Source organism: Rhodococcus sp. ARC_M5 (assembly GCF_022810405.1).
GTDB classification, from domain to species: domain Bacteria; phylum Actinomycetota; class Actinomycetes; order Mycobacteriales; family Mycobacteriaceae; genus Rhodococcoides; species Rhodococcoides navarretei.
This window is the reverse complement of record NZ_JALGQE010000004.1, coordinates 109,237-135,133: the sequence shown is the minus strand read 5'-3', so window position 1 is coordinate 135,133 and position 25,897 is coordinate 109,237. Positions and strand designations below refer to the sequence as shown.

The following is a 25,897-nucleotide window of genomic DNA, read 5'->3' as shown; positions in this document are numbered from 1 at the left end:
ATCAGATGTACGCCGTCGCGACCATCGCGACACCGACAACCGCGGTAGTACAGAGCGCCGTGCCGATCGCGTTGTACGCAGCGAGACCGTAGCGACGCCGTTCGAGCAGGCGAACGGTCTCCACACTCGCGGTGCTGAAAGTGGTATAGCCGCCGCAGAATCCGACGCCGACGATGGCCTGCACCTGTTCCGGTGCCGAGCGGAACGCCACCAACCCTGCTACGACACCGAGTACGGCCGATCCGGTGATGTTGATCAGCACTGTGGCGTAGGGAAACTCGGTTTTCAGTCGTGACCGAATGACGCCGTCGAGGACGAATCTGCTGACTGCACCGGCACTTCCGGCGAGCACGACCCACAGGGCGATCATTGCTTCTCCTCCGCGCGGGTACCGAACCGTTGCGCGCAGACGATGCCCGCCCCGGCCGCCAACGTACCGATGACCACGCTGACGGTCATGTACACCGCGGCAGCCACGACGCGATGATCTTGCACCAGCTCCACGGTCTCGAGGGCGAACGAACTGTAGGTGGTGTACGAGCCGAGTACCCCGGTGCCGATACACAGCCGTATCCGTCGTCGCAAGCCACTGTCCGGTCCGGACAAGGCAAGCCGTTCCAGCAACATCCCGAGGATGAACGCGCCGGTGATGTTGATGACGAGAGTGGTGAAGGGGAACGAACCGGATACGAACGGGAAGGCCGACTCCGCGCCGTAGCGTATGCCGGTGCCCACCAGACCGCCGAGAGCAACTGCGGCAATTGCCGCCGGCTGTACGTGTAGAGGGCGCGCCGTTTCGACGCCGTCCGGGTCCACAGGCATGGCCCGATCGGCCGCGGTATCGCTGTGCTCGTCGAAATCGTTCATCAACCTGCTCCCTATCTGCGGACATGCGAGTGCCGAGACAGGGACTGTTGTCGGCGCGAAGACCGAGGTTCGGTTACGGCGAGCCCCACCGCCGCTGCACACCGAGGTGCGTTTCCATCATGGCATACCGCGGTGCGGCCTCGCCGCAGTGGAGCGGGTAAGTGCCCTAGGAGGCACTTACCCGCTCCACTGCCGAAGGCGCAGGGCCGTCGTAGCGGGCGATCGGCCGGATGATCTTGCTGTCGTGAGACTGCTCGACGATGTTGGCGCACCACCCCACCATCCGGCTGCACGCGAAGGTCGGAGTGAACATGGATCGCGGAATTCCGCACAGTTCCATCACGACGCCGGCGTAGTACTCCACATTGGCGTACAACTTGCGGTCGGGCTTGAGATCTTCGAGCGCAGCAGCGATGATCTTCTCGACCTGCACGGCCTTGTCGATGAGGTCCCCGCCCATCTCCTGCGCCGTCTCGCGCAGCATCACCGATCGGGGATCGTCGGTGCGATACACCGGATGACCGAATCCCATGATGCGCTCGCCTGCCGTGATTTTGGAACGCGCCCACGCATCGGCGGAGTCGACGTCGGCAATCTCGTCCAACCCGTCGAGGGCGCGATCCGGGGCACCTCCGTGCAACGGGCCCGCGAAGGCACCGATCGCGGCGCACACTGCGGATGCGATGTCCGACCCCGTCGACGCCACGACTCGCGCAGTGAAAGTCGACGCGTTGAACCCGTGATCGATCGTGGCGGTGAGGTAGCGGTCGACCGCTCGGGCGCTGGCCGCGTCGGGCGCATCTCCGGTGATCATGTACAACCAGTTCTGAGCCGTCATCAGATCCTGCCGCGGTTCGACGGGTTCCTTACCGGACCGAATCCTGTGCACCGCAGCCAGAATGGTGGGTGTCATCGCGCACAGCCGCAGGGCCGTCGTCCGCTTGTCCGACTCCGACGACTCGTACAGCGGTACCGCGCCGGCCAGCCCCGACAACACCGTCCGCAACGCGAGGAGGGGCTGTTCGGGACCTGATGTCGCCACCGTCCGCACGGCCGCTGCGACGTCGTCCGGTAGCACTCGCAAGGGCGCTACCGTGCGCAGGAATTCCGCGCGCTCGGTGCCGTCCGGCAACCGACCCTCGACCATCAAGAACCAGGCGTCCTCGAACGTGCCTGTCAGAGCCAGGTCGATGGCCGAGTACTGGCGGTAATGGTAGAAACCTTCGTCGCCTCGCACGTCCCCGATCGACGTGGTGGTGACGACGACATTGTGGAGCCCTCTCGGGGCTTCGATCACGGTCATGGTTGCACTCCTTCGCGCTGGTCAAGCACCACGATCCGCGCTAACGTTGATTATTGTCAATGTTGATTGCATCAATATGAAAGACGCCCATGACCCACGCGGACGGCCGAAATCTACTCACCACAGCCCAAGCGGCTGCACGGCTGGGCGTCAAGCCGGAAACGGTGTACGCCTACGTCAGCCGCGGACTGCTGACCAGTACGCGACTACCCGGTGTGCGGGGGAGCGTGTTCGACGTCGACGAGGTGGAATCGCTTGCGGGCCGTGACTCGGCCCGCCGAACCGATATCGGTGCGGTGGAACGAATTCGGACACAGACCACGCTGATCGAGAACGGGCATCTGTACTACCGAGGTCGTGATGCCGTCGAGCTGAGCTCTCGCCCGTTCGAGTCGGTTGCACACTTCGTCTGGACGGGTGACCTGCTGGACGACGTGCACATCGTCACGGATCATGCTGTAGTACAACGGTGTCGAGATGCGATAGCGCTCCTGGCTCCGAACTGTCGGTCGATCGATCGGATACGTATCGCGGTCGACGTCGTGTCGACATTTCGCCCCATGCGATTCGACACCGGATCCGCCTCGGTTGTTCGGGAGGCCGGACAGCTGTTGGCGACCGTGTCTGCTGCGTTGGGAGCGCGATCCGCGGAACGTCCGGTAGCGGAATCGGTCTGGGATGCAGTGACAGGCGAGAGGCCGCACCCAGGCGGGCTCGAGGTGTTGAACGCAGCTCTGAACCTGACTGCCGACCACGGCCTCGCGGCATCGACGCTCGGGGTCCGTGTCGCGGCGAGCACCCGCGCCAATCTGTATTCGATCGTCTCGGCGGGGCTCGGATGTATCGACGGTCCCCTGCACGGCTCCGCAGCCGAACCGGTGTATCGGTTCCTGAAGACGGCAATTGTCGATCCGATCGGTGCTCTGGCAACACAATTGAGGTCCGGAGAACGAGTTCCCGGTTTCGGCCACGTCATCTACACCGATCGAGATCCACGTGCCGAGGAACTGTTGCGGTTACTCCACGATCCCGATCTCGGCGCGGAACCCGCGGTGATCACAGCGGCAGACGTCGTCATCGCCGAGGTCAGCGATCGATTCGATACGTTTCCCAATCTCGACTTCGCGCTTTCCACCATGACCTGTGCCTACGGTCTCGAGGCGGACACCCCGGAAACGGTGTTCGCCCTCGCCCGCATCGTGGGTTGGACGGCACACGCCCTCGAGGAATACGACGAAGCGCCCCTTCGCTTTCGAGTACCGGGCATCTACACAGGAACGCGGCCGAAAGCCTACTGACGCGTCGGGCAATCCAGTAGAGCGAACGCAGCATGCAGTTGCCGATGCACGGCGGCAACCTCGGTTCAGTTGCAGGCCAGGTGATGTAGTAGGGCACGTCCTGGTTCCGGTCGTTTCCGCGCGCGGTCGTCATCCCAGGGCGACAGGGAGCAATCCTCGTGGTGTCTCGGATGCGACGTTTGCCAGTGCACTGTTCAGCTTCGGATAGTGGAACTCGAAACCGCTGTCTATCAGCACTTTCGGGTCGACCCAGCGACTCTTCAGAACCAGTTCGGCCTCCGTCCGGATCACCCGTGCACCGAACTGGAGTAGCCACGCAGGTGTCGGTAGACCGTGATTGCGGCCCAGGGTACTTCTGACCTGCTGCATCATCTCCTCGTTGGTGACGGGGAACGGAGTAGCAACGTTGACCGGGCCGGAGAGATCGGTGTTGTCGTAGAGGTGATCGAGGACGCGTGCGACATCGGCGACGTGCACCCAACTGAAGATCTGGCCGCCGTCGCCCATCGTGCCGCCGAGCCCCACTCTGGCCAGATCGATGATCGGATTGATGGCCCCGCCGCCTGCGCCCAAGACGATCGACATGCGAAGCGCCACCTTGCGGATCGCTACATCGGCGTCGAACAACTCGCGTTCCCAGGCGCGAGCCACCTCGACCGATAATCCCGATCCCATGTCGCCGGATCGTTCGTCCATCGGCCTGTCGCGCGAGTCGCGATAGATGGTGCCGGTGCTGGCGTTGACCCACAATCGAGGTGTGTTCTCTACGTCGGCAATGGCGCGGCCGAGTTGGGCCGTCGTCTGAATTCGCGACGACATGATCTCGTCCGCGTTCTTCTTGTTGTAGCGACAGCTCACCGAGCGACCGGCCAGGTTGACGACGACATCGGACCCGTCGAGAACCTCGACGACACTGCGGTGGTCGGACCACGTTGCGTCGCTGGACGATCCGCGACCAATGGTCCTGACCTGAATATCGCGTTCTCGGTAGTGCCGACGTAGGTACCCGCCGATGTAGCCGGAGGCGCCGCACAGGACGACGGTCGAGGGTGAATCACTCATTGTTCGAGCCCTTCTGGGGATGTCACTCGTTTCAGCAGGCCGGCCACGTCGGTGACCAACCCCCGTGCCACCGGGAGGCGTGCGAGGCGCACTGCTTTGGCTGCGACGGGTACGAGCCCGTCGACCAAGGTGCGGGTTCGTCTCTGGTTGTCCGAGGAATCGGTGACCCAATGAAGGGTGACTCCCATGTAGAGCATCCAGAGTAGTTGGGGAAGAGCGTCTTTCAGTGGTGCCGGGACCTTCTGTTTCGACGCCTCCAAGGTGGTTCGCATGAGGTCGATGGCCATGGACCTGGCGTCGGAGGACTCCTCCGAGAACGGGCTGGAGCTCGTGCTCGTCGGCAGTGCCAAGTGCAAGAAGGAGCCGCCGAAGGCGTGATACGGCTCCATCACGTCCAGACCGGAATGCAGGACGGCAGCGAGGTTGTCGGAGAGCGACGCGCCGTCGACGAGAACGTCGAGGGCGCGCTCGCGATGGTCTCGCTGGATCACCACGTACAACTCGCTGACCAGTTCGTCCTTGCCGGCGAAGTAGTAGTACGCATTCCCGAGTGAGACGCCTGCTTCGTCGGCAATGCGACGCATGGTGGTCGCTTGAAACCCTTCGTCGCGAAAGAGGCGTAGGGCTACCTCGACCACCTTGCCTCGCGTGTCGGACGTGCGTGCCATCGATTCGCCTCGTTTCTGAACGTGTTCAAAATTGACGGTAGACCCTCTGTTGAACATGTTCAAGTGGTGTTCGATACCTGCGCGTTGGGAGATCTGAGACGCCGTGGCCCGTCCTACGTAGGGTCGTGGTTATGAATCGAGAACTCGTGGTGGCAAGTCGGCATGTGAGCCAAGTAATCGGGTGCACACCCGACGAGGTGTACGAGTTCGCGGCGGATCCCGCGAACTTACCCAGGTGGGCAGCAGGATTGGCCAACAGCGCAGTGACCGTCGACGGAGATCGACTTCTCGCTGAATCGCCGATGGGGCAGGTGACAGTCCGTTTCGTGCCTCACAACGACCTCGGCGTCCTCGATCATGACGTCACGTTGCCTTCAGGGACCGTAGTGAACAATCCTGTACGGGTGCTGAGTCATCCGAATGGGGCGGAGATTCTGTTCACGGTCCGCCAGATCGAACTCAGCGACGACGAATTCGAGCGCGATCTCGACATGGTCGCCGAAGATCTGAGACGACTCAAAGAGTTGTTGGAAGCTCAGTGACCACGCCGAGTGGATACTGGGGCCCGTGGTGCTGAGACGAATGGGGACGTCCCTTATCGGAGGCAGAGGTGCCCAGTGGGTTCGGGAGCTGAACGAGCGACACCCGTGGAGTCACAACGACTACTTTCACAGCTGGATTCTGGCGAATCTGCCGGACCGGCGTGGCCGTGCGGTCGACATGGGCTGTGGTCGAGGTGGTCTGGTGCGTGCGTTGGCTCCACACTTCGATCAGGTCGCCGGGGCAGACTCCGATTCGGAGATGCGCCGAATCGCTGCGATCACCTCCGCCGATGCACACAATGTGTCGATCACAGATCGCCAACTCGATTCCTGGGCAGACGATTCGATCGATCTCGTGACGATGGTCGCCGTCCTGCATCACCTCGATGTCGACGATGCCGTGCATCATGTCGGGCGAATTCTTGCGCCGGGCGGTCGGGCGCTCATCGTCGGGCTTGCGCCACCCCGAAGCGTACGAGATCTCCTGTGGGATTCGGTCTCCATCGTGACCAACCCATTGATCGGATTCATTCACCGCCCGTGGCCGAGCCCAGCGACAGCATCGACACCGTTCCCGGTCGAAGAGCCAGTGTTGAGCTTCGACGAAATCCGAGACATCGTCGAAAAGCGGCTACCGGGCGCGAAGATGCGACACCGCATAGGGTTTCGACACACCATCGAGTGGACGAAGCCGCCGCGGTAGTCACACCCACGGTGCTCGGCGCTCCCACCACGGCATCGACCTGGACCGATCGATCTCGACTGTCACGTCACGATACCGCTGATCCAATCGAGTCACCGCGACGCGTAATCGGTGGGCACGACGCCCATCGCGGCGCATGAGTCGTTCCAATGCATCGCGCGGTCCGTCGCCGGAGAAGTGGCCGTCGCATGCGGGACATCCCGTGAACCCGGCCAAGATCGGCACCCGATTCTCGAACACCGCTCTGTGTTTTCGGTTGACGCGATCTTCGAGATACTCGACTCGCCGCCGCCACTGCGCCAGATAGTGGAGTGCCCAACCATCGGTCCGCGCCTTGCGCGGCCTGTGGGGGTTCATCGGACGAACGGGGGCATTGCCCTCTCGTGCAGAATTGTCATCATGTACGCCATATCGGAGGCGGGCCGGTGAGTGCTTCGGGTTGGTGAAGCGAACGATACCGCAGCATCGTTACTTCCAGAAGTCGACGCAGGGGAAGGAGGAGCCTTATGTGGGATCGACACAACCCGGGCGTGCTGCAGTTGCCGTCGGGCAGCGTAGTTCGGGGACGCGGCTTGCGTGGTTCGATGCCGGACGGCCCACTGCCGGACTTCGGGGTCTACCTGCAGGGCAAGGATCCCGGCGACTTCGACTGGGACAGCCGATGGGTTCGATGGCCCGACTTCTGGCTCCCGTCCGACTCGGAAGAACTCGGGACCGTACTACGAGAAGCACTGCGTCGCTGCGCAACCGAGCGGGTCGAGATCGCGTGTACCGGCGGTGTGGGACGTACTGGCACAGCGCTGGCGTGTCTCGTGGCGCTCGACGGTATGCCCGGCAGTGCCGCCGTCGACTACGTTCGGCGCAACTACTCACACCGGGCTATGGAGACCCCGCGGCAGAAGCACTTTGCGAAGACGTTCGTCAGGCCAGGTTCTCTGCTCTGAGCAGAATCGCCGACCCGTCACGAAATCGAGGCTTAGGCTCCGATCATGGGCGAGGTCATACGAATGGATGAGCGTCGAACGCCGCGCACGGTGGAACCGCTGTGGCGAGAGGTAGTCGGCCGACGATTGCGCGAGCGCCGGCACGCCCGCGGCGACACTCTGGCCGACACCGCTGCGCGCGCAGGCATTGCGCCGCAGTACTTGTCGGAGCTCGAACGCGGCCGCAAGGATCCGTCGAGCGAAATCCTCGCGGCCGTTGTCGGTGCGCTGGGCACATCGATGGCGGACATCTCAGGCCTGGCGCATCACGACCTGTCGCGAGGCGACGCGACGTTGATGGCTGCCTGACGTCCCTCGAGAACCTGGTCGACGACGCCGTACTCGCGGGCGGCGGTGGCCGTAAGCACCAGGTCCCGGTCGGTGTCGTGCCGAAGCCTCGCCGCGTCGCGTCCTGTGTGCTTCGCGAGAATCGCTTCCATCTCGGACCGGACTCGCACGACCTCATCGGCAGCCAGAATCAGATCGGGGATGGTCCCGCGTCCCTGCGCCGCAGGCTGATGCAACACCACCCTGCTGTGGGTCAGTGCCGAGCGTCGCCCCGGTGCACCCGCCGCGAGCAGTACCGCACCCGCTGCTACGGCTTGGCCCACACATGTTGTGGCGACGGGTGATCCGATGAACTGCATGGTGTCGTACACGGCCAACATGGCGGCCGTGTCTCCGCCCTCGCAGTTGATGTACATCGAAATCTCCTGGTCGGGGGAGTCGGCCTCGAGGTGCAACAACTGCGCGATCATTGCATTCGCCACACCGGCGTCTATCCCGGTCCCGAGGTAGACGATGCGCTCACTGAGCAAGTGCGAATAGACGTCGACGACGCGTTCGCCGCGCGAATCTCGGGTGATGACATTGGGGATCGTGTACGTGCTCATCGTGCCAACTCCATTCCGAACGACACCCGTCTCGCGGGCATGACCTGATCGAACGAATCGACGATGGCGTCGACGAACCCGTAGTCGCGGGCGGCCTGCGCGGTGAACCAGCGATCGTGCAAGGAGTCGTCGAAGATCTGCTCCCGTGTCTGTCCTGTGTCGTCGGCGATGAGACCGAGCACCGTATCTCGGGTATGCCGCAGATCGTTGGCCTGCACCTCCACTTCGACAGCCGATCCACCGATGCCCGACGAGCCCTGGTGCATCAGGATCCGTGAATGCGGCAGCGCGTAGCGCTTTCCACGTGCGCCGGACGACAGTAGGAATTGACCAGCGCTGCAGGCCAATCCGAGCGCCAGCGTCGAGACGTCGCAGGGGACGAGTTTCATCACATCGCGGATGGCGAGCATGGCGGGTACCGATCCGCCCGGGGAGTGGATCCACAGGGCGATGTCGGCGGAGGAATTCTCTGCCGCCAAAGTCAGCAGGTGAGTGGTGAGGACGGTGCCGTTGTCGTCGTCGAGTGCGCCGTCGAGCACCAGAACTCGGTGCCGCAGGAGTTGGTTGCGGAGTTCGGGCGGAAACATTCGGGGTGATTCGCTCATGGTTCGAGTCTGAGTGCCAATCCTGTTGCACGCCAATTGTTCTGCTGTGGGCAGCGAGTCTGCTCACAGCTTCGTTGGGTGCAGAGGGACAATGGTGAGATGACTGCACTCGAGTTCTCCGAATCCGTCGTCGTCGCTGCGTCTGCCGACGACGTGTACGCCGTTGTCTCCGACATCACCCGAACAGGCGAATGGAGCCCGATCTGCCAGGAGTGCTGGTGGAACGAACCCGATGGCGGTGGCGTGGGATCGACGTTCACCGGCCGCAACGTGGTGCCGGGGCGTACGTGGGAAACGGTCTCCACAGTGGCAGCAGCCGAGCCCGGTCGTGAATTCGCCTGGGTGGTGGGCGACAACTTCGTACGCTGGGGCTACACCCTCGAGTCGGTGGACGGTGGCACACGCCTGACCGAGAACTGGAACTTCCTTCCCGACGGCATCGCTTACTTCCACCGCAAGTTCGGCGACGACGCGCAGCAGGAAATCGACACTCGCAGCCAGGCGGCACTTGATGGCATCCCGCGGACCCTGGCGGCAATCAAACGAATCGTGGAGTCCGAGGGCTGACCTTGAAGCAAGGGATCGCAAACGCGCGCGCATTCGTCAGACGCGTTCGGGTTCGCTACCGATTTCGCTCGCATCCAGCAAACGCGCGCGCGTTTGCGAGGTCAGCGGGTGCGCGGGGTCAGTGGGTGCGCGGGGTCAGTGGGTACGGGAGGTCAGCGGGGTACGCGAGGTCAGTGGGTACGGGAGGCGAGGGCGAACGACGGGTGCCGAGGTCAGCTGTCCGCGGTGATGGAATCGATGAACGGCGTGAGCAGCAGCGCCAGATCATCGGCTGCTGCGTCGATGTCGTCGGGCGGCTCGGGGATGTAGCTCAGGGCCAATCGAACGATGGCCTTGCTGACGACGTCGGCCTGGCGTGGGGTTGCGCCCACCCACCCGCGCTGGAATGTCCCGGACAGCCGCTCGCCCGCGCGGTCGATGAGCACCTCGCTGTCGGTGGTGATCAGGCGCAGAAGATCCTCCGGTGCGTCGCCGCCGTGCAGTGATCGCACGAGGGGGTCGAGCGCGCTCAGCTGGAAGAACGACGAGAAACCCTGTCGCAGAGCGGCCGACGCGTCGTTCTCGTGTTGGTACAGCGCTGTTTCGCACATCGCGACGAACGCGTCCGTCAATCTGATGGCGTAGCCCTGTGCGACGCCGCGCCGCGAACCGAACTCGTTGTACAGGCTCTGCCTGCTCAGACCCGCAGCCTTGGCGATGTGACTCATCGTCACGTTGCGCCAGTTGCGTTGGTGCAACAACTCGCGCAGCGCATCGAGCGCGGTATCGCGCGCAAGAGTCGACGCTGCTTCACGGTATCGACCGGGGGTCGACGTCTGTTCGGCTGCGGGCATGAACACGACTCTATCGAACGACCGCATGCGGCTGATCCAGCCAATCTTCTCCGAGGAGACTCCGATCGACGCGGTCTCCGCTCGCGATGAGCGATCTGATCTGCCGGATGTCCTTGGGGTAACCCACCCCGATGGCCCCGACGAGCCGGCCGTCACGCAGCGCGCATGCGGTGAATCGTCGATCCTCGATGGAGCCACGAACGACCACGTACTCGTCGTCGGGGCCGGTCCACCCTGCGAACTGCACGTTGAGGCCGTGCTGAGTGGACCAGCCCCACGGGACATCGAGATCACCGGGCGGAACCCCCAGCATCGAGCGGGCAGCCCGGGTGGCCTGATCCACCGCACCGTTCCAATGCTCGCTGCGATACGTGCCGCCGAGGATTCGATTGGGTACCTCTGCCACGTCGCCCGCGGCGTAGACGTTCGGCGTGGACGTGCGCATTTCTGCGTCGACCAGAATTCCGGAGCCGACCTCGAGCCCCATGTCCACTCCGAGTTCGACGTTCGGTACCGACCCCACGGAAACCAGTACGGTGCCCGCCGACCAACTGCGTCCGTCCTGCGCGGTCGCACGAAGGGTGCCGTCGGACAGTGTCTCCAGACTGGTCACGGCGACATCGGTGTGCAGCTCAATACCGTTGTCTGCGTGTAAGTCTCGATACATCTGCGACACTGCAGCCGGTGCGATTCGATTCAGCGGAGCGGACGCTGCCTCGAGCACCGTCACCTCGGCTGCGAGCGATCGGGCTGCCGCGGCCGCCTCGCACCCGATCAGTCCGCCGCCGATCACCAGCAGTGATCCGGTGCGCAGAATGTCGGCGTGCAAGGGCTCGACATCGGCCACACCGCGGAGCGTGAACACGTGGCCCGGAAGATCGAGTTGCCGTGCCCGAGAACCGGTTGCCAGGAGCAGCGCGTCGTACGGAACCGGGTCGCCGTCGTCGAGCAGCACGGCCGAATCGGTGACGCCGACTGCCGTGACGCCCGAGCGCACGTCGACGCCGTCGATCGGGTTGCCCAGCTGAACTTGGTCGATCGACTTGGTTCCCGTCAGCAATTCCTTGGACACCGTCGGCCGACGGTACGGCGCGGCCTGTTCACTCCCGACCATCGTGATGGAGCCGGTGAACCCCTCTGCGCGTAGCGTTTTGGCTGCGGTGTACCCGGTCGCACCCGATCCGATGATTGCGATCGAGCGCGGCGTGGGCGTGCTCACCCGCGCTCGACCTCGACCATCTCGAAATCGGCCTTGGCCGCGCCGCAGTCGGGGCACGACCAGTCGTCGGGAATGTCGTCCCAGCGGGTGCCGGGCTCGATGCCGTCCTCGGGCCAGCCGAGTTCCTCGTCGTACTCGAATCCACACTGAACGCAGCGGTAGAGCTTCATGCCTTACTCCTGAAGTCGATTTTCTCGCGTACACCGCAGTCGGGGCACGGCCAGTCCTCGGGTACCTCGGACCATGCAGTGCCGGCCGGAAAGCCCTCGCGCGGAGCGCCGTTGGTCTCGTCGTAGACGAACTCGCACACCGGGCACTCGTAGGCAGCCATCACTTGGCTCCGTGCTGGGCGAGGATCTTCTCCCGCTTGGACGGCTGAATGTTGACCTTCGTGATGTCACCGTCGTAGTGGTCGAGAACCCGGTGGTCCATCACTTTGCGCCACACCGGTGGGAAGTACGCCAACGAGATCATGCTCGCGTATCCGCTCGGTAGATTCGGCGCCCCGTCCATGCTGCGCAGGGTCTGGTAGCGACGGGTGGGGTTGGCGTGGTGATCACTGTGTCGCTGAAGGTGATACAAGAAGATGTTCGTCACGATGTGATCGGAGTTCCAGCTGTGCTCGGGGGTGCAGCGCTCGTAGCGGCCGTTCTCCTTCTTCTGGCGCTGCAGGCCGTAGTGCTCGAGGTAGTTGACCGTCTCGAGCAGCGAGAAACCGTAGATTGCCTGAATCACCAGGAACGGCAGAATGATCGGACCGAACACCGCGACAAGCACCGCGTAGAGAACGACGGACATCAGCCACGCGTTCAGCACGTCGTTCTGGATGCTCCACGTGCTCTTGCCCAATCGCTCCATGCGAGTCTTCTCGAGCTCCCACGACGACTTGAGGCTGCCCCAGACGCTGCGAGGCAAGAAGGCCCAGAAGCTCTCGCCGTACTTCGAGCTCGCCGGATCCTCGGGGGTGGCGACGCGGACATGGTGTCCGCGATTGTGCTCGATGTAGAAGTGGCCGTAGAACGTCTGTGCCAGAGTGATTTTCGACAACCAGCGTTCCAGGCTGTCCTTCTTGTGGCCGAGTTCGTGTGCGGTGTTGATGCCGACGCCGCCCATCACGCCGATGCTGATGGCCAGTCCGATCTTGGAGATCAGCCCCAGCCCACCGTCGATCCCGAGCCACGACAGGTTGTCGGCCGACCACAGGTAGCAGGCGAACACCAGGCTGGCGAGCTGGAACGGAATGTAGGCGTAGGTGCAGTAGCGGTAGTACTTGTCTTCCTCGAGTGCCTTCATCGCCTCGTCGGGAGGGTTGTCGCCGTCGGGACCGAAGAACCGGTCGAGGATCGGGAGCAATCCGTAGACGAGCAGGGCACCGATCCACCACCAGACCGGTGACACCGCATTCCAGCCGAGCTGGTTGAAAGCCCACACCAGTCCGGTGGCCATGAACACCGCCGTGGGTGGGATCAAGCCCATCAACCAGAGGTATCGCTTGCGGTCGTGCCATTCGTCGACCGGCGCCTGCGCCTGATCGTCGACATTCGATGCGGTCATCGTCACTCCTCGTGTAAGGCCGATCACTGTGGAATGGACAATACACCGAATTTGTCATGTTGTTGGACAAATGTGCAGATTTGTAAAATTGCGGTGTGAACTGTGGTTGCGCCCACAGCGTCACCCTTCGGACAGTTTCAGCTGCTACCTTCCGATCCGTTGTGGCCGGTCACATGCGGCCACGGCGCTCGTAGGTCCGTCTGTATCCCGTCGGGGGTACTACACAACAGGAGTAGTTATGGACGCATTCATCGCCAAGATCATCATCGACGTCATCCTCGGCCTCATCGGCAGCGGAAGCGCCGAGAGCGGCAGCACTGCAGTGAGTGCACTCCTCGGATCCTGAGGTCGAACGGTTGCGCCGGTGCAACACCGGCGCAACCTGCCCGAGCGTCGTGTCGGAAGCGCGAACGTGAGCGTTCAGAACCGTGCACCGTACGCGGAATGTCGCCGATCGGGGTCGATAGTGAACGTTGAGGTGCGGCAGCCTGTGGATAACTCGGATCCATCCACAGGTTTCGAAAGCGCCACTGGCGCAAGCACCGTGGATCGTTCACGGTATTCGCATGGGGGTACACACCGCGGTCGACCTGATGGCTCGGGGGACGAGTCGCAGCACCATCACACGTAGAACTGCGTCCGGTCAGTTGATTCGAGTGCTGCCCGGGATCTATGCGACAGGAAAGCCCGACTATCTGGACCTGTGCACTGCGGTGACTCTGTGGAAGCCCGACGCCGTCCTCAGCCATCTGACCGCGGCGTGGGTGTGGGGGTTGGTGGAGGAGGAGCCACTGCACGTCACGGCAACGGTGCCGCCGTCGACACGGCACCAGGCACCGGACTGGGTGAAGATTCATCGCCGACGCCTCCCCGAATCGGACCGGCACCGAGGGCTTCCAGTGGTGACGTTGGCTCAGGTGTTCGTGGACGTCGCGGCGACTCTGACGGGTGAGGAGTTGGAGCGATTCTTCGATACGGCCATTGCGCGGCCGGCCCTTCGGCGTCGAATCGCTACGGTCTGCGAATCATCTCGCGGCATGAACGGCATGAAAGCCGTACGGAGACAATTACGTCTGTGCTGCCTCGGGACACGATCGGAAGCGGAGCGTGTCGTGGCGCGAGCGATGTCCGCTCGACATTTCTTCATCGAGATCAACGCACAGGTGGGGCCCTACTTCGGCGATTTCGTGGACTTCCGGGCGCGGGTGATCGTAGAAGTCGACGGCCGGGAGTTCCACATCTCGGGCCAGGCTTTCGACAACGATCGTCGACGGCAGAACAAGATGGTTCTGGAGGGATGGTTGGTGCTGCGCTACTCGGCCGTCCAGGCAATGGGCGATACGCGGCGCGTGGTGGACGAGATCATCGAGGTGGTCAGGCGTCGTCGACGTTCGATCGATGCAGTCGGCCGGTCGCTACCCCGGACCTGAGCGTTCGGAACCGTGTGACGAACGCGGAATGTCGCCGATCGCGGTCGATGGTGAACGTTTGGGTGCGCGGTCAGAGGCGGCCCTGCTGTACGGCGACAACAACGAGAGCGATCACAGCAATCGTGAGGATTGCTAAGAGCGCCAACTGAACTGGATCGGTCGAACCCGGCGGGCGTACCCCGTTCTGACCCCTTTTCTGGAGCATGTCACAGACTGTAGGTCACTTCCTCGGATCGTGCACAAGATGAATGGTACAAACTAGATCGATGTTCGCACAAATGTTCGATAGGGCGTAGGGTCGAGTTCGGCGGGGTTGGGAAGGGAAGCCCGGCTCCGCCGCCGAATCGATAGACGGTGGTGGGCCCAGTGAAGTGGACGGTGATCCGGTGAACGACGTACTGCGCAAGGTCGAGGAACTGAAGGCGTTGGTCGTCGAGCTCGAGGCCCTGGATCGACAACGCGTCGGACTGGGGGATCGACTGGTGGACCTGGAGCACTTCTTTCGGAGAGCCGGGTGCCCCGAACTGTCACAGCAAGCGCTCGATGCGTTCATGGTGACCTACGCGGGCCGAGTGTTCGAGTTGGCCGACGGCATGCGGGGATAGTCGCGAGTTTCCCACTTTGCGGACCAGGTGGTTTCGTCTGTGGTTGACTTGTCCATCTACGTCGTGACACTAGGAAAGCTGCTCGAGACCTGTGAACAGTCTTCGCCAATGGTGGTCGCTCCCGGTCGACTACGGGTGGAACGTTGCGTATGCACGGTCCCAGCAAGCACTGCACGTCACCAGGATCCTCATCGGGATCCTCTGCTTCGTCTACGCGGCTGCTGCTGTGATCGCCCTGGCGATCCCGGGCCTCGGAGACAGCGGCCCGGGGCAATGGGCGCTGTGGTCGACCATCGTCACGATTCTTCCGCTGGGGGTCGCCTGGTTGATCGGCGGCTGGCCGAGCTGGCGAATGTCGATCGCATTCGTGCTGTACGCCGATATCGTCCTCGCCGCAGTACTTCTCACCGTCGACGAGCCGTCCGAGATGCTGCCGATGGCGGCGCTCTTCACGGTGATGGGCAGCTACGTCGTGGGATTTCACGGCCCCGAGTTGTTCACCGCGCATCACCTGTTCGCTTTCGTCACCGTTGCGGTTCTCTACGCATCGGCCATGGTCGACGACCCCGCACAGCGTCTACGGACCACTCTTTATCTCGTGATGCTGATCCTGGTGATGTTCTCGGCGCCGCTGATCTGCCACTCCTTCCTGATGCTGTTGCGCCGCGATGCCACCGGCGCGTTCTACGACCCGCTCACCGGAATGCAGAATCGACGGGGATTCGACGCGGCGATCGGCAACCTCGACCGTCGACCCGGGACGGATGCGGTGGTGACCGCGGTGGTGATCGACATCGACAACTTCAAAGCCGTCAACGATCGGTTCGGTCACGAGCACGGAGACACGGCCATACGACTGACTGCGAGCCGCATTCTCGACGTCTTCCCGGCACCGGCGGTCACGGTTCGGCTCGGCGGCGAGGAATTCGCAGTCGTCTGCCTCGGTGGCCTCGACTCGGTGATCGAACGATCCGAGCAACTGCGAATCCGCTTGTGCGACGCGACCGATCGGTCCCCATTGACAGCGTCGATAGGCGTCGCCCATGCGGTTGTCGAAGCCAGGGGCGTCGAGGCCGGCATCGACGAACTGCTCGGCCGGGCGGACAAGGCGATGTACTGGGCCAAGAGATTGGGCGGAGATCGCGTCGCACAGTGTTCGGATCCGGTGCCGACCAGCCCCGCCGACGAACGGTGACGAACGACGGCGCCGACCGTGTTCCGCGATGGAACCGGTCGACGCCGCCGATCGAGGCGCAAACTGCTTATGCCACCTCTGCCGCAATCGCGGACCGGGTGCCGACGTCGAAGACCGGGTTGGTCAGGTGCACGTCGAGGGTGTTCCCCGGGCCGGCGATGATCGCGTTGAGCACCGAGGTGAACGCGCCACAGTCCTCGAACTGCGGAATCGTGTAGGTGCCCGTGACATGTGAGTCGGTCTGGTTGTTCTGGATCAGGTCGATCGCATCCAGCGAACCGGTGAGGTTGGCGGTGGTTTCGGCGGTGACGCAATCGGCACCCGCGGGGATCAGATCGGCCGAGGCCGATCCTGCGGATCCGGTGTCGATACCGAGGGGCTTCACCGAGTCGATTCGAATCTTGAAGCTCTGCTCGACGTCGAGATCCAACGTGGGTGCCTCGGCGGGTCCACCCTGGACGAGGGTGCCGGAGACCGGGGTCGCGTCGATGATCGAGATGGTGAAGTTGGCCAGCGTTGCGGGTCCGAGCTTCAGATCGGCCGACGCCTGCGGGAGGGCGAGCGAACCGGTCACCGTTCCACCGACCAGGTCGACATCGGTCACCAGGTCCGTGGTCGGGAACACCACCGGCTGACCGGTCTTGGCGATGATCGTCGTCGTGTCTGCCTGGAACGTGATGGGAAGGGTGTCGGCAGCATTGGCCGGGGCGGCGACGAGCGTGCCGAGGGCAATGCTCGATGCCAGTGCCGTCATCGTGACGACGGTCTTGTTGCGGATCTTCACGCGTTCTCCTTCTAGAGAATGGGAGTTGGGACGGGAGGAATCAGGACAGGGTGAAAGCGGGGTCGGGCTGAACCGACAGGCTGTTGACCGTGCAGTTACCGGACATGGGCTGGTTGGTCGAGGTGAGGGTGTTGGTCATGTTGTCGAACGAACCCGCGAGGGTGGCCGGGCCGCAGTTGTAGCCGACCAGCGAGAAGCCGACGTTGGACACTTCGCCGGTGGTCGCGCTGGTGGGGGTGAGGGTCCAGGGCAGGTTCTTCAACTGCGGCAGGTTGCAGAGACGATTGGAACCGCTGATCTGGGCGTCGGTGATCGATGCCGAGGAGCCGTCGGCACTGGTGGAGCCGATGAGTTCGATGGAGCAACTGACGGGAACTCCGAACGAGGCCGGTGTGCTCACGACGATGGTTCCGGGCGCTGTGAAGGCGGTACCGGCGGGGGAGATGGTAGCGGCACCGGCGCTGGCGGCACCGACTGTTGCTCCGGCGATGGCAAGAGCGGAAACGGCGGCTGCGAGTGTACGAGAGCGGGTCGGCGGGTTGAGCGTCATCGATCGATCCTCCAAGTCCAGAACGGCTCCGGACCCCCTGCCGGGGCCCGGTGGTGCCGGTGTTCCGGCAACCGGGAGGGACGTTAGGGGGACAAAACACCCATCGAAAATGCTTTGCTGCAACTCTGTGAGAAGTCACAATCCGGTCGGTATGTTTGTTGTATGCAGTGGTAACGGAATCCGGCGCATGCCTCGAAAGTGCAGTGCAACATCGGCTTTCACCCCGATTCCGGCACGAAGGTGAGCTTCTGGATTCAAGGCGGCCCGGATCCTTCTGCCGTTACCGTTGCGTTATACAAAGTTACCGAAACGAGATGGTTGTGGCTGTGTCGATGACACTTCCGACGCCGAAGATTGACCGAGCGAAAGAAAGTGCGCCCGACAGGTTTGAAAACGGAGACGCCCCCACGTGACGGGGGTGGTTTTTTCGTGTCAAACTGAGGTGTGACGTTCGCGCTGGCCGAAGCAGGATCTGCAGTCGACACGGACACGGGAGAGTTGACGGTGCAGCCGTATTTCGCCCCGGTCTGTCGGCTGGACAACGGCGCGCTCGCAGCAATCGAGGTTCAATTGCGCGGCCCCGAGAACGGTCCTCTGGCTTCGGCCGACGCCCTCAAGCGCGCAGCCAGGGCCATGGATGCCAAGCGTGAGCTCGACGCCCTCGCCTGGGGAGTGGCTCGAATCAATCAGTCGGTACGACTGCCGATGCTCGTCTCCATGGACGTCGACTCGCTCGCTGCTCTGGATCCGGCCACCGAAGAGCAGCTGCGACGCGACATCGTGGTCGTCACCGAAGCCGCACTCGTCGACAGCCCGGCCCGCACACTCGCTGCCATCGACAAGGCTCGACGCGACGGCAAGGTGGTGGCCGTCGACGACGTCGGTCGTCGGCCACAGTCGATGACTCTTCTCCCTCTCATCGAACCGGACGTGATCATCCTCGCCGGATCCATGGTCTCCCGCCGCCCTGATCTCGCAACTGCACGCACTGCTCATGCCGTCTCGGCTCAGGTCGAACGAACCGGTGCCGTAGTGGTGGCGAGCGGGGTCGACACTGCCCTGCATCGCAGCCGCGCACTCGGACTCGGAGCGACCTACGGGGTGGGCGAGCTGTATCCGGCCGCGGCAACGACGGAGGAACTGCCTGCCGATGCGGCCGAGGTGATGCCTCCGTTCCCGACCTGGAGCACCCCTGCCATCGCCGCCGAGTCGCCGTACGGCATTGCCTCCGCAGGCAAGACTGCGACCCGCAGCACCAAGCGTCTACTGGTGGCGATGAGCACATCGCTCGAGATGCAGGCCGCAGCCGCAGGGCCGGAAACGTTGGTACTCGGTACTTTTCAGCGAGCCGAGCACTTCACCCCGACCACCCGCGGGCGCTGGGTGTCGATGGCCGAGCAGATCTCGTATGCCGGCGTCTACGGCGTCGGCATGGGCTACGTGCAAGAGGGTGGCATCATGCATGCGCCTCTCGATCCGGTGGATCCACTGGTCGAGGAGTGGAACGTGGTGGTCCTCGGCCCGCACTTCTGTGGAGTGCTCGCCGCGATCGATCTGCACCGCGGCGAGGTCGACGCCGACCGGGAGTTCGACTACGTGATGTCGTACGATCGCTCGACCGTAGTGCGTTGTGCCCGAGCTATTCTGGCGCGCTTCTGAGCTCTCGCACGGAGCTGTCGACCGGCTATGTTTCGGGTGGCCGCGTCAGGGCATACGGCACTCAAGTGATCGTGTAGTCCGGACTACCCCATCGCCCAGGCTTCGCACGTTGAAAAAACAGCGTGCGAGGCCGAACTTCTTTTGCTACCCCGCTGATGCCTGCCTGACGTGGTCGAGCGCCACCTCGCGAAGCTTGCGGTTGGTCTTTTGCGATTGCTCGACAAGCATGTCGAATGCGGCCTGTGGGCCGATGCGGTGCACGGACATCAAGATCCCTTTGGCCTGCTCGATGGGTGCTCGGTCGTCCAGAACCTTCTGCACATCACAGGGCCAGTCGACGCGAAGAGCCCGACCTGCGTTCATGCGCTCAATTGTCACCCGGGCCGGAATGCCGCAGGTCGGACACCGAAAGACGCGCCGAAAACGCGTCGAACAGAGTTGTCGACGTTACTTGATCAGTAGCGGTCCGTTACCGGGCCGTGATCAGGCGGCAGGGTTGGACAGCGGGCGCCCGATGAGAAATTCGAGTGTTCGGTACGCGTCCGTGCGACGGCCGTTGCTCGCATTGTCGTGGTATGCGGCACCGGCGACAACCACTCCCACCGGAATGCGACCCGACTCGATATCACGAGCCGTCTGTTCGGCGCAGTCACGCAACACCGGGCAATCGGCGCACAGGCGCCATGCTTTTTCTGCGCGCTTACGTCCGTGGCGGGGGAGTTGCTGCGAGTCGTAGGCATCCATATCGTCGATGCACGCACCCTTGAGGCGCCAGACCTGGTCATCCGTCATCGTCGTGATCCGTTTCGCGTCGTGCCGATCGTTCCACGACCTCTGTTCCCCGTCTCGCTGAACTCGAAACACCCAAAAGCCTTGCAGCGCCCCCGGGCCCGCCGGGGTCAGGAAGGGCGACGACTACCGACCCGCGACGCTGCGGCCGCCGCAGCGATAGTCATCAGTGCGCCGAGCACGATGGCAGGCCCCTCTCCGGGAGCCAGGACGCCACTCTGCGCGCCGAGTGTCACCGCCGAGACTGGAACTCCGAGCTGGGCTGCTGCGAGTATCCCGAGTCCAGCGGGCTGTCCTGTCACACGCATGGTGCCGTGCACTGCAATCGCTCCGAATCCCAACGCGAGGCCCAACACGATCATGTTCGGGTGGCTGCCGAGGGCACGCAGATCGAGGGATGCACCGAGCCAGACGAAATACAGCGGTCCCAGAAATCCTTCGGTGATGGCGAACAGTTGCTTTGCCAGGCGTCGCGGTTCTCCGATGGCGGCAATCGCCAGGCCGAAGCCGAAACCGGCCAACATCACCGATGCGTGGGTGTGGACGGCGAGGGCAGCGAGCCCGAACAGTAGAACCAGGTTGAGTCGCAGTTCCAGCGCGAGTTTGCGCTGGGCAGACACATGATGCACGCGACGGCGCAGTCCCGAGATATCGAAGTGTCGCAGGACGACGAAGACCACCGCGGCTGCAATCAGAACAGCCGCAGATCCGAATGCGGCTGGACCGGCCCGCTGTGGATCTATTGCGAGGGGTAGCGCGACAATACAGACCGCATCGGCGAGCGCGATCTGGGGCAGGAGGGCCATCAGACCGGGGGCAGTCATGGTGGTGGACTCGACGATCGGCATGATGACCGCGGCCGAGGACGATGCCATCAGCACCGCGTACAGCCCTGGGTGAGGTGAATCGAATGCGGCGGAGACGGCCCACCCGAGCGCAGTTGCCAGCAGCCCGACGGCCACTGCCCGCGCAGCACCGACACCGAGGCCGATACGTAGGCGCGGGTCGCGAATCGGTACTTGACTGCCGGCCACGAACATGACAAGGGCAAACCCCACCTGGGCGAGAAAGCTCAGTGTCTGCTCACTCGGATCCAGGACGCCGAAGCCTGTGTGGCCGATGGCAATTCCAGCCATCAGTTCTCCGATGACGACGGGTATCCGAAGACTGTGCGGAAGCACCAGTAGCGGGCCGAGCAGTCCCACCGCGGCACACAGGGCGAGTGTCTCGAAGGTCATGCCCGCGCCGACGTCAGGCAGAGTTCAGCGTCGGTCGCCGACTCGACGGCAGTGCCGACGCAACGAGGTCGCGAGGGTGCAGCGCCCCCTGTTCGGTCATCATCGCCTGGATTCGACAATGCACCACATGCAGTTGTGCGGCAAGCGGGCTGCGCATGAGCGCGAGCTCGTAGTCGATGCCGGCGAAGCGGAATTCGGTGTCGAGATCGCTCATGTCATCGTCTCCTCGAACGGGGCTACCTTCGTGTCGACGACTGCCAGGACGACAGTCCTGAGCGTACGACGACCAACGGGCTGTGCCGTCGGCACAAATGCTCTCTTTTCGAGGACACTCGGCCCTTCTCCCGGTGTCCGGCCGCGTCGCCCGATTTCACATCACGATGACCGCGGCACCCGCGAACCGGCCGTGCCGCAGATCTCGCAGGGCATCCGGCACGTGGGCGAACGAGTACTCCGTGGTCTGCACCGTCAAGTGGGTTCGACCGCAGATCTCGAGGAATGCCCGCGCATTCTCTCTGGTGTTCGCTTCGACACTGCGCAAACGCTTTTCGTGGAACAGGTGTCGCTGGTAGTTCAGGGCAGGGACATCGGTCATGTGGATACCGGCCATGACGACGGTCCCGCCCGGTACGAGTGCGTCGAGCGCCGCCGGCACGATCTCTCCGATCGGCGCGAACACGATCGCTGCATCCAGTTGCTGCGGAGGCGCGGCGAAAGTGTCCTGCGCGGAATCGAGACCGAGGGACAGTGCGAACTCGCGAGCAACAGGATCCCTGGTCATCACGTGCACCGTGGCACCGGCCGAGCGAGCGAGCTGCGCGACGATATGGGCGCTGCCACCGAACCCGTAGAGCCCGGGTACGCCGTGCACGGGGAGCTCGGCGAGCATCAGTGCTCGGTAGCCGATGATTCCTGCGCACAACATGGGCGCGAGTTCGGCCGTGCGGTATCCGTCCGGCAACGCGAGAGCATAGTCGGCCGGAACAACCGCCCACTCTGCGAACCCTCCGTCGTGATCCCAACCGGTATAACGGGATTCGGCACACAAGTTTTCCTTGCCTGCGGTGCAGAACGAGCAGATCCCACAGGTGTGTCGAAGCCAGGGAATTCCCACTCGGTCGCCGACCTGGAACGAGGTGGGGGTATCCACCCCGACTGCAGACACGACCCCCACGATCTCGTGCCCGGGGACGACGTGAGGTACGTGCACCGGAAGATCACCCTCGACGACGTGCAGATCGGTCCGGCACACCCCGCAGGCCTGCACCGAGATCAACAATTCTCCCGGTCCAGGGATCGGGCGGCCTTCTTCGACGAGCTGCAGCGGACTGTTGTCCACCGACCCGGGGACCGTTGTGCGCCAGACTTTTCCGAATTCGCCGTCGAGATGTGTCATCGAGTGCGCGCAGTGGCGAGTGATCGGGCAGGAGTTCCGGCAGTGTCGATCACGGTTGCACTCGGCCAGGGGCAGCGGGAACGGGCCATGGCGTCGTACACCGACGTTGACGCGTCCGATGCGCCCCGCGGACGGGTCGCGATACGTTCGAGCGCGGTGCATCTCGGCGCTCGGCATTCGAGCTCTACGAGGTCGCTGTGGGTGTCGGCGGCGAGCCTCCGCGCCTGCTCGCGGGTGTGCTCGTCGTTCCATGATGCATCGATGATGACCGAACGGCCCGTCGTGACCTGCTCGCGTGCGCGGTGCATCAATTCGGCGTAGGCGCCTGCTGTCTTCTCGGCGGTGTAGAGCCCGCATCCGACAGGTGACGGATGCGGAGACTGCGGGTCGAAACCAGCGCTCTCCTTGCGCACCACATCGCTCGACAACACCACCGCTCCGGTACGTTCTGCCAGCGCTGCCGCCATCGTGCTCTTGCCGGTACCGGGTAGGCCTCCCACCAACGTGACGGTGACCGCCGAGGACGCCAGATGGTCCAGCGCGAGATGCATGTGGGCGAGCGCGTCGATTTGCGAGGACGGATGACCCTGATGAAAGCGAAGGCAGGCGACCTTCGCGCGAACGGTTGCGCGGTAGGCAATGTAGTGATCGATCAGAGAGCAAGGGGGATTGTCTTCGGTCGCTTCGAGGTACGACGCCACGAATCGTCGCGCCGCGTCGGGGCGACCCTGAAACTCGAGATCCATTGCCAAGCAGGCGACGTCGTCGATCCCGTCGAGAAAGCGAAGTCGGTCGTCGAAGTCGAGGCAGTCGAGTATTCGGGGGCCGTCGGGCAGACAGAAGATGTCGTCCGAGAGAAGGTCGCCGTGCCCGTCGACTATGTGACCTTGCGAAATTCGCTGATCGAACAGAGCAGCACGCCCACTGACGTAACGTGACGACAGAGTGTCCAGTCGCTCGACGAGCGCCGGGTCGAACACGCCGACCGCCAGATCACGCAATTCGTCGATGTTGTTGCGCCACCGCTCTTCCACAGCGCATTGTCGTCCCTCGCCGTCGATGCGATCGGTTCGAGGGCTGTTCTTGTGGGCAATCCCGATCGCCCGCGCGACCAGATCGACCGTATTGCCGACATCGTCGCCGGCCGCGGCACGAGCGGACAGTCGAGTGGAGTCGGGAAGACGACGCATTTTCAGCACTGGTTCGGCTGGACCGCCTTCCGGGTCGGTGAGCTCGGCAATGCCCAGGTAAACATCGGGTGCGAATCGCGAATTCAACGAGAACTCGCGGTCGCACGCTGTCCGTCGCAAGTCGACGGTCCGAAAGTCGAGAAAATCCGTTCGGATCGGTTTCTTCATCTTGTAGGCGAAGTCGCCGAACAAGAAAACGTAGGCACTGTGGGTTTCGTGGACCATTGCGGCACTGTCGGCGGACGGATCGCAATCGACGACTCCAGGCATGGTGCATCCTTCGAATGGTGATGAGAGAGCGAGCACGAGGTCGGGTCTTGTCGTCGAGGTGGATGCTCCACGGCACTACCGCGACGGGTGGTTTCGCGCCTGCAGAAAGTCTTCCCAATCAGTGTCCCAGTGCCGCATGCGGCTTCGGTCACCGGCGACGGTGGTGAGATAGATCGAGAATCCGACGAAGACCGCGCCGAGAACCCACACGAACATGGCCGTGGACGCACCGTTGATGACGGCACCGACCGCACTGAGGGGCGCGTGCACGAGGGTTCCGTTCGCGTCGCACCAGATCGGAGTGGTCTCACCGATCTGCACGTCCGAGGAAACCTCGGTCGATGCCGAGCGAACGGACCCGTCCGAAGCACTCCACTGCACCGTTGCGATGCCGGTGGTAAGCGTGGTGCGGTCGCTGCCGGTGGGCGCGGACTGCACGGTGTCGATCACTCGGGCGTCGACCCGAACGTATTCTGCCCGTTGCTGTTGCGACCGCGACGACAGGTCGCTGTAGGTCACCGAGCCGATCGTCGCGGCGATGGGTATCAGTAACAGAAGGACAGTGACACCGACGACAAGGGCCGTTCGTTCGATCCTGTCGGGCAGTCGCATCAGCGGATTGGAAGACCAAGGACTTCGGTGCCACCACCGGTGCGCGAGTTCTGCGAGCATGCCGTCACCTACCCCTCACCGCCGTGTGTTCGGCGTCGCTTACGAGTTTCCGACGCTGTGCACTGGTGGGTAAGGGCACAAGGTCCCGATACACCGAGGGCGGTGGACCGTGAATTCGATCGATCGAAGACTCAACGCATCACGAGGATCGGACCGCCCGAGGCATGCACCAGTGATCGTCCGATCGAGCCGAGAATCGGAGCGGCCCATGGTCCGTGCCCGCGGCTGCCGACCACGAGAAGGTGTGCGGAGGCCGATGCGAGTCGAAGCTCGTGCTCGGCCGAGGCCTCGAGTACGTGTAGGTGGACGACGACGGCTGGATGCGCGGACGCGGCAGCTGCGACACGTCCGCCCAGCCAGTGCAGGGTTCGCATCTGTTCCGGTGCAGACTCTTCCGGAGCAGGACGTTCGTGGGGAGAGCGGACGTGCAGAGCAGTGAGCGGGACATCGAGTGCGTCCGCGTACCAGAAGGCTGCGTCGATCGCACGAGTACAGGATTCGGATCGATCCACTCCGACGACGACCGGTGAGTTCGGCGCGGCGTCTCGGGGCTGGGCGCGCCACACCAGAACCGGGCACGTCGATGCCGTCACGATCCGAGTCGCGTTGCGGCCGAACACTATTTCTCTGATCGGACCTGACGCACGACCGCCGATGACGACCAGATCTGCAGTGTGCGACAGTGCGCCGAGCGCTGAGGCGATCGGGTCGTCCGTCAGAATCGAATCGACGACGATACCGGGGTCGATGCCGAAGAGCTCACTGCGAGCCGATCGGAGGAGCCGGCGACCCTGTACTTGCACCCTCGATCGTGTGGAGTCCTGGTTACCCAACGCCGGTGAGTGCCGCGAGATCAGCGCGTGCACAAGGCGAATTCGCGATCCCGTGATCGATGCCAGGCCCGCCGCCCAGATCAGTGCGCCGCGCGATTCCTGCGTTCCGTCGAGTGCGACGACGATGTCACCCCACTCAGGTTTCGCCCAGAACCCAGGAGCGGAGCTCGCCGGATCGTTCTGCGGCAC

At 63.5% G+C, this 25,897-nt stretch carries 32 protein-coding genes; 10 read left to right on the top strand and 22 right to left on the bottom strand.

What is annotated here, in order from left to right; all coding sequences use genetic code 11:
* Position 1: 1 nt before the first annotated feature.
* The 3 genes from crcB to MTX34_RS08135 form a co-directional block, all read right to left on the bottom strand.
* Positions 2-370 carry a fluoride efflux transporter CrcB gene (crcB, locus tag MTX34_RS08145; RefSeq protein ID WP_243609033.1) on the bottom strand — a complete coding sequence of 123 codons (369 nt, stop codon included), beginning with the start codon at positions 368-370 and terminating at the stop codon, positions 2-4.
* Positions 367-867 carry a CrcB family protein gene (locus tag MTX34_RS08140; protein ID WP_243609032.1) on the bottom strand — a complete coding sequence of 167 codons (501 nt, stop codon included), beginning with the start codon at positions 865-867 and terminating at the stop codon, positions 367-369. The genes crcB and MTX34_RS08140 overlap by 4 nt, the downstream gene beginning before the upstream one ends.
* A 166-nt stretch (positions 868-1,033) precedes the next feature.
* On the bottom strand, positions 1,034-2,170 hold the full coding sequence (locus tag MTX34_RS08135; RefSeq protein ID WP_243609031.1) for a citrate/2-methylcitrate synthase: 1,137 nt from the start codon (positions 2,168-2,170) through the stop codon (positions 1,034-1,036).
* Between the two features lie 89 nt (positions 2,171-2,259).
* On the opposite strand from MTX34_RS08135, the gene MTX34_RS08130 reads away from it, so the two are divergent.
* Complete coding sequence (locus tag MTX34_RS08130; RefSeq protein ID WP_243609030.1) at positions 2,260-3,468, top strand: citrate/2-methylcitrate synthase; 1,209 nt, start codon at positions 2,260-2,262, stop codon at positions 3,466-3,468.
* Between the two features lie 129 nt (positions 3,469-3,597).
* Here MTX34_RS08130 and MTX34_RS08125 read toward each other — a convergent pair whose 3' ends face one another.
* Together MTX34_RS08125 and MTX34_RS08120 are read right to left on the bottom strand one after the other, a co-directional pair.
* Positions 3,598-4,530: a TIGR01777 family oxidoreductase gene (locus MTX34_RS08125; protein ID WP_243609029.1), complete on the bottom strand. Its 933-nt coding sequence runs from the start codon at positions 4,528-4,530 to the stop codon at positions 3,598-3,600.
* Entirely contained in the window at positions 4,527-5,198 is a 672-nt protein-coding gene (locus tag MTX34_RS08120; protein WP_243609028.1) for a TetR/AcrR family transcriptional regulator, read from the bottom strand. The genes MTX34_RS08125 and MTX34_RS08120 overlap by 4 nt, the downstream gene beginning before the upstream one ends.
* A 131-nt stretch (positions 5,199-5,329) precedes the next feature.
* Here MTX34_RS08120 and MTX34_RS08115 point away from each other — a divergent pair, with 131 nt between their 5' ends.
* From MTX34_RS08115 to MTX34_RS08100, 4 genes are all read left to right on the top strand, one after another.
* Positions 5,330-5,740 (top strand): SRPBCC family protein, encoded by a 411-nt coding sequence (locus MTX34_RS08115; RefSeq protein ID WP_243596806.1) that lies wholly within the window; start codon positions 5,330-5,332, stop codon positions 5,738-5,740.
* 40 nt (positions 5,741-5,780) lie between these two features.
* On the top strand, positions 5,781-6,443 hold the full coding sequence (locus MTX34_RS08110; protein ID WP_243609027.1) for a class I SAM-dependent methyltransferase: 663 nt from the start codon (positions 5,781-5,783) through the stop codon (positions 6,441-6,443).
* A 506-nt stretch (positions 6,444-6,949) separates the two neighbouring features.
* Positions 6,950-7,387, top strand: coding sequence for a protein-tyrosine phosphatase family protein (locus tag MTX34_RS08105; protein ID WP_243609026.1), 438 nt, complete (start codon positions 6,950-6,952; stop codon positions 7,385-7,387).
* A 45-nt stretch (positions 7,388-7,432) separates the two neighbouring features.
* On the top strand, positions 7,433-7,735 hold the full coding sequence (locus MTX34_RS08100) for a helix-turn-helix transcriptional regulator (protein ID WP_308198155.1): 303 nt from the start codon (positions 7,433-7,435) through the stop codon (positions 7,733-7,735).
* Here MTX34_RS08100 and MTX34_RS08095 read toward each other — a convergent pair.
* The gene (locus MTX34_RS08095; protein ID WP_243609025.1) at positions 7,693-8,319 is read right to left on the bottom strand and encodes a ClpP family protease; all 627 of its coding nucleotides are present in this window, start codon (positions 8,317-8,319) and stop codon (positions 7,693-7,695) included. The genes MTX34_RS08100 and MTX34_RS08095 overlap by 43 nt on opposite strands.
* Positions 8,316-8,924 (bottom strand): ClpP family protease, encoded by a 609-nt coding sequence (locus tag MTX34_RS08090; RefSeq protein WP_243609024.1) that lies wholly within the window; start codon positions 8,922-8,924, stop codon positions 8,316-8,318. The genes MTX34_RS08095 and MTX34_RS08090 overlap by 4 nt, the downstream gene beginning before the upstream one ends.
* Positions 8,925-9,023: 99 nt before the next feature.
* Here MTX34_RS08090 and MTX34_RS08085 point away from each other — a divergent pair, with 99 nt between their 5' ends.
* The gene (locus MTX34_RS08085; RefSeq protein WP_243609023.1) at positions 9,024-9,491 is read left to right on the top strand and encodes an SRPBCC family protein; all 468 of its coding nucleotides are present in this window, start codon (positions 9,024-9,026) and stop codon (positions 9,489-9,491) included.
* Between the two features lie 212 nt (positions 9,492-9,703).
* On the opposite strand, the gene MTX34_RS08080 is transcribed toward MTX34_RS08085, so the two are convergent.
* From MTX34_RS08080 to MTX34_RS08060, 5 genes are read right to left on the bottom strand one after another with little or no spacing between them, the layout of a single operon-like run.
* On the bottom strand, positions 9,704-10,324 hold the full coding sequence (locus MTX34_RS08080; protein WP_243609022.1) for a TetR/AcrR family transcriptional regulator: 621 nt from the start codon (positions 10,322-10,324) through the stop codon (positions 9,704-9,706).
* A gap of 10 nt (positions 10,325-10,334) precedes the next feature.
* Positions 10,335-11,543 (bottom strand): FAD-dependent oxidoreductase, encoded by a 1,209-nt coding sequence (locus MTX34_RS08075; RefSeq protein ID WP_243609021.1) that lies wholly within the window; start codon positions 11,541-11,543, stop codon positions 10,335-10,337.
* Complete coding sequence (locus MTX34_RS08070) at positions 11,540-11,713, bottom strand: rubredoxin (RefSeq protein WP_027495558.1); 174 nt, start codon at positions 11,711-11,713, stop codon at positions 11,540-11,542. Before MTX34_RS08070 ends, MTX34_RS08075 begins: the two co-directional genes overlap by 4 nt.
* Positions 11,710-11,874 (bottom strand): rubredoxin, encoded by a 165-nt coding sequence (locus MTX34_RS08065; protein ID WP_243596800.1) that lies wholly within the window; start codon positions 11,872-11,874, stop codon positions 11,710-11,712. Before MTX34_RS08065 ends, MTX34_RS08070 begins: the two co-directional genes overlap by 4 nt.
* Positions 11,874-13,097 carry an alkane 1-monooxygenase gene (locus MTX34_RS08060; protein ID WP_243609020.1) on the bottom strand — a complete coding sequence of 408 codons (1,224 nt, stop codon included), beginning with the start codon at positions 13,095-13,097 and terminating at the stop codon, positions 11,874-11,876. The genes MTX34_RS08065 and MTX34_RS08060 overlap by 1 nt, the downstream gene beginning before the upstream one ends.
* Before the next feature lie 566 nt (positions 13,098-13,663).
* Between MTX34_RS08060 and MTX34_RS08055 the strand changes: the two genes are divergently transcribed.
* The 3 genes from MTX34_RS08055 to MTX34_RS25960 all read left to right on the top strand — a co-directional run bounded on the left by MTX34_RS08055 (position 13,664) and on the right by MTX34_RS25960 (position 16,327).
* Positions 13,664-14,527 (top strand): DUF559 domain-containing protein, encoded by an 864-nt coding sequence (locus MTX34_RS08055; protein WP_243609019.1) that lies wholly within the window; start codon positions 13,664-13,666, stop codon positions 14,525-14,527.
* Positions 14,528-14,913: 386 nt separating this feature from the next.
* Positions 14,914-15,132: a hypothetical protein gene (locus MTX34_RS08050; protein ID WP_243609018.1), complete on the top strand. Its 219-nt coding sequence runs from the start codon at positions 14,914-14,916 to the stop codon at positions 15,130-15,132.
* Between the two features lie 91 nt (positions 15,133-15,223).
* A complete protein-coding gene (locus MTX34_RS25960) occupies positions 15,224-16,327 on the top strand; it encodes a GGDEF domain-containing protein (RefSeq protein WP_243609017.1) in 1,104 nt (367 codons plus the stop codon).
* A gap of 67 nt (positions 16,328-16,394) precedes the next feature.
* On the opposite strand, the gene MTX34_RS08040 is transcribed toward MTX34_RS25960, so the two are convergent.
* Positions 16,395-17,111, bottom strand: a complete 717-nt coding sequence (locus MTX34_RS08040; RefSeq protein ID WP_243596797.1) for a hypothetical protein — start codon at positions 17,109-17,111, stop codon at positions 16,395-16,397.
* 40 nt (positions 17,112-17,151) lie between these two features.
* On the bottom strand, positions 17,152-17,661 hold the full coding sequence (gene praA, locus MTX34_RS08035; protein ID WP_243609016.1) for an alkane oxidation protein activator PraA: 510 nt from the start codon (positions 17,659-17,661) through the stop codon (positions 17,152-17,154).
* Between the two features lie 444 nt (positions 17,662-18,105).
* Here praA and MTX34_RS08030 point away from each other — a divergent pair, with 444 nt between their 5' ends.
* Entirely contained in the window at positions 18,106-19,320 is a 1,215-nt protein-coding gene (locus tag MTX34_RS08030) for an EAL domain-containing protein (RefSeq protein WP_243609015.1), read from the top strand.
* 144 nt (positions 19,321-19,464) lie between these two features.
* On the opposite strand, the gene MTX34_RS08025 is transcribed toward MTX34_RS08030, so the two are convergent.
* From MTX34_RS08025 to MTX34_RS07990, 8 genes are all read right to left on the bottom strand, one after another.
* Positions 19,465-19,683 (bottom strand): ANTAR domain-containing protein, encoded by a 219-nt coding sequence (locus MTX34_RS08025; protein ID WP_243596794.1) that lies wholly within the window; start codon positions 19,681-19,683, stop codon positions 19,465-19,467.
* A 120-nt stretch (positions 19,684-19,803) separates the two neighbouring features.
* Positions 19,804-20,112 carry a WhiB family transcriptional regulator gene (locus MTX34_RS08020; RefSeq protein ID WP_243596793.1) on the bottom strand — a complete coding sequence of 103 codons (309 nt, stop codon included), beginning with the start codon at positions 20,110-20,112 and terminating at the stop codon, positions 19,804-19,806.
* Positions 20,113-20,219: 107 nt separating this feature from the next.
* Positions 20,220-21,347, bottom strand: coding sequence for a cation:proton antiporter (locus MTX34_RS08015; protein ID WP_243609014.1), 1,128 nt, complete (start codon positions 21,345-21,347; stop codon positions 20,220-20,222).
* 13 nt (positions 21,348-21,360) lie between these two features.
* On the bottom strand, positions 21,361-21,561 hold the full coding sequence (locus tag MTX34_RS08010) for a hypothetical protein (RefSeq protein ID WP_243609013.1): 201 nt from the start codon (positions 21,559-21,561) through the stop codon (positions 21,361-21,363).
* Between the two features lie 156 nt (positions 21,562-21,717).
* On the bottom strand, positions 21,718-22,743 hold the full coding sequence (locus MTX34_RS08005) for a zinc-binding alcohol dehydrogenase family protein (protein ID WP_243609012.1): 1,026 nt from the start codon (positions 22,741-22,743) through the stop codon (positions 21,718-21,720).
* Positions 22,740-24,203: an AAA family ATPase gene (locus tag MTX34_RS08000; protein ID WP_243596789.1), complete on the bottom strand. Its 1,464-nt coding sequence runs from the start codon at positions 24,201-24,203 to the stop codon at positions 22,740-22,742. Before MTX34_RS08000 ends, MTX34_RS08005 begins: the two co-directional genes overlap by 4 nt.
* A 75-nt stretch (positions 24,204-24,278) precedes the next feature.
* The gene (locus MTX34_RS07995) at positions 24,279-24,815 is read right to left on the bottom strand and encodes a hypothetical protein (RefSeq protein ID WP_243596788.1); all 537 of its coding nucleotides are present in this window, start codon (positions 24,813-24,815) and stop codon (positions 24,279-24,281) included.
* A gap of 191 nt (positions 24,816-25,006) precedes the next feature.
* Positions 25,007-25,897, bottom strand: a complete 891-nt coding sequence (locus MTX34_RS07990) for a universal stress protein (protein ID WP_243596787.1) — start codon at positions 25,895-25,897, stop codon at positions 25,007-25,009.

What these genes read in the sequence shown, in the direction of transcription:
- MTX34_RS08115 (WP_243596806.1), top strand. Translation starts at nt 5,330, where the DNA reads ATGAATCGAGAACTCGTGGTGGCAAGTCGGCATGTGAGCCAAGTAATC.
- MTX34_RS08080 (WP_243609022.1), bottom strand. Translation starts at nt 10,324, where the DNA reads ATGCCCGCAGCCGAACAGACGTCGACCCCCGGTCGATACCGTGAAGCA.
- MTX34_RS08090 (WP_243609024.1), bottom strand. Translation starts at nt 8,924, where the DNA reads ATGAGCGAATCACCCCGAATGTTTCCGCCCGAACTCCGCAACCAACTC.
- praA (WP_243609016.1), bottom strand. Translation starts at nt 17,661, where the DNA reads ATGACGCTCAACCCGCCGACCCGCTCTCGTACACTCGCAGCCGCCGTT.
- MTX34_RS08105 (WP_243609026.1), top strand. Translation starts at nt 6,950, where the DNA reads ATGTGGGATCGACACAACCCGGGCGTGCTGCAGTTGCCGTCGGGCAGC.
- MTX34_RS08015 (WP_243609014.1), bottom strand. Translation starts at nt 21,347, where the DNA reads ATGACCTTCGAGACACTCGCCCTGTGTGCCGCGGTGGGACTGCTCGGC.
- MTX34_RS08125 (WP_243609029.1), bottom strand. Translation starts at nt 4,530, where the DNA reads ATGAGTGATTCACCCTCGACCGTCGTCCTGTGCGGCGCCTCCGGCTAC.
- MTX34_RS08020 (WP_243596793.1), bottom strand. Translation starts at nt 20,112, where the DNA reads ATGACGGATGACCAGGTCTGGCGCCTCAAGGGTGCGTGCATCGACGAT.
- MTX34_RS08010 (WP_243609013.1), bottom strand. Translation starts at nt 21,561, where the DNA reads ATGAGCGATCTCGACACCGAATTCCGCTTCGCCGGCATCGACTACGAG.
- MTX34_RS08135 (WP_243609031.1), bottom strand. Translation starts at nt 2,170, where the DNA reads ATGACCGTGATCGAAGCCCCGAGAGGGCTCCACAATGTCGTCGTCACC.
- MTX34_RS08120 (WP_243609028.1), bottom strand. Translation starts at nt 5,198, where the DNA reads ATGGCACGCACGTCCGACACGCGAGGCAAGGTGGTCGAGGTAGCCCTA.
- MTX34_RS08095 (WP_243609025.1), bottom strand. Translation starts at nt 8,319, where the DNA reads ATGAGCACGTACACGATCCCCAATGTCATCACCCGAGATTCGCGCGGC.
- MTX34_RS08055 (WP_243609019.1), top strand. Translation starts at nt 13,664, where the DNA reads ATGGGGGTACACACCGCGGTCGACCTGATGGCTCGGGGGACGAGTCGC.
- MTX34_RS08070 (WP_027495558.1), bottom strand. Translation starts at nt 11,713, where the DNA reads ATGAAGCTCTACCGCTGCGTTCAGTGTGGATTCGAGTACGACGAGGAA.
- MTX34_RS08005 (WP_243609012.1), bottom strand. Translation starts at nt 22,743, where the DNA reads ATGACACATCTCGACGGCGAATTCGGAAAAGTCTGGCGCACAACGGTC.
- MTX34_RS08130 (WP_243609030.1), top strand. Translation starts at nt 2,260, where the DNA reads ATGACCCACGCGGACGGCCGAAATCTACTCACCACAGCCCAAGCGGCT.
- MTX34_RS07995 (WP_243596788.1), bottom strand. Translation starts at nt 24,815, where the DNA reads ATGCGACTGCCCGACAGGATCGAACGAACGGCCCTTGTCGTCGGTGTC.
- MTX34_RS08140 (WP_243609032.1), bottom strand. Translation starts at nt 867, where the DNA reads ATGAACGATTTCGACGAGCACAGCGATACCGCGGCCGATCGGGCCATG.
- MTX34_RS08110 (WP_243609027.1), top strand. Translation starts at nt 5,781, where the DNA reads ATGGGGACGTCCCTTATCGGAGGCAGAGGTGCCCAGTGGGTTCGGGAG.
- crcB (WP_243609033.1), bottom strand. Translation starts at nt 370, where the DNA reads ATGATCGCCCTGTGGGTCGTGCTCGCCGGAAGTGCCGGTGCAGTCAGC.
- MTX34_RS08000 (WP_243596789.1), bottom strand. Translation starts at nt 24,203, where the DNA reads ATGCCTGGAGTCGTCGATTGCGATCCGTCCGCCGACAGTGCCGCAATG.
- MTX34_RS08100 (WP_308198155.1), top strand. Translation starts at nt 7,433, where the DNA reads ATGGGCGAGGTCATACGAATGGATGAGCGTCGAACGCCGCGCACGGTG.
- MTX34_RS08025 (WP_243596794.1), bottom strand. Translation starts at nt 19,683, where the DNA reads ATGAACGCAGGTCGGGCTCTTCGCGTCGACTGGCCCTGTGATGTGCAG.
- MTX34_RS08065 (WP_243596800.1), bottom strand. Translation starts at nt 11,874, where the DNA reads ATGGCTGCCTACGAGTGCCCGGTGTGCGAGTTCGTCTACGACGAGACC.
- MTX34_RS08085 (WP_243609023.1), top strand. Translation starts at nt 9,024, where the DNA reads ATGACTGCACTCGAGTTCTCCGAATCCGTCGTCGTCGCTGCGTCTGCC.
- MTX34_RS08060 (WP_243609020.1), bottom strand. Translation starts at nt 13,097, where the DNA reads ATGACCGCATCGAATGTCGACGATCAGGCGCAGGCGCCGGTCGACGAA.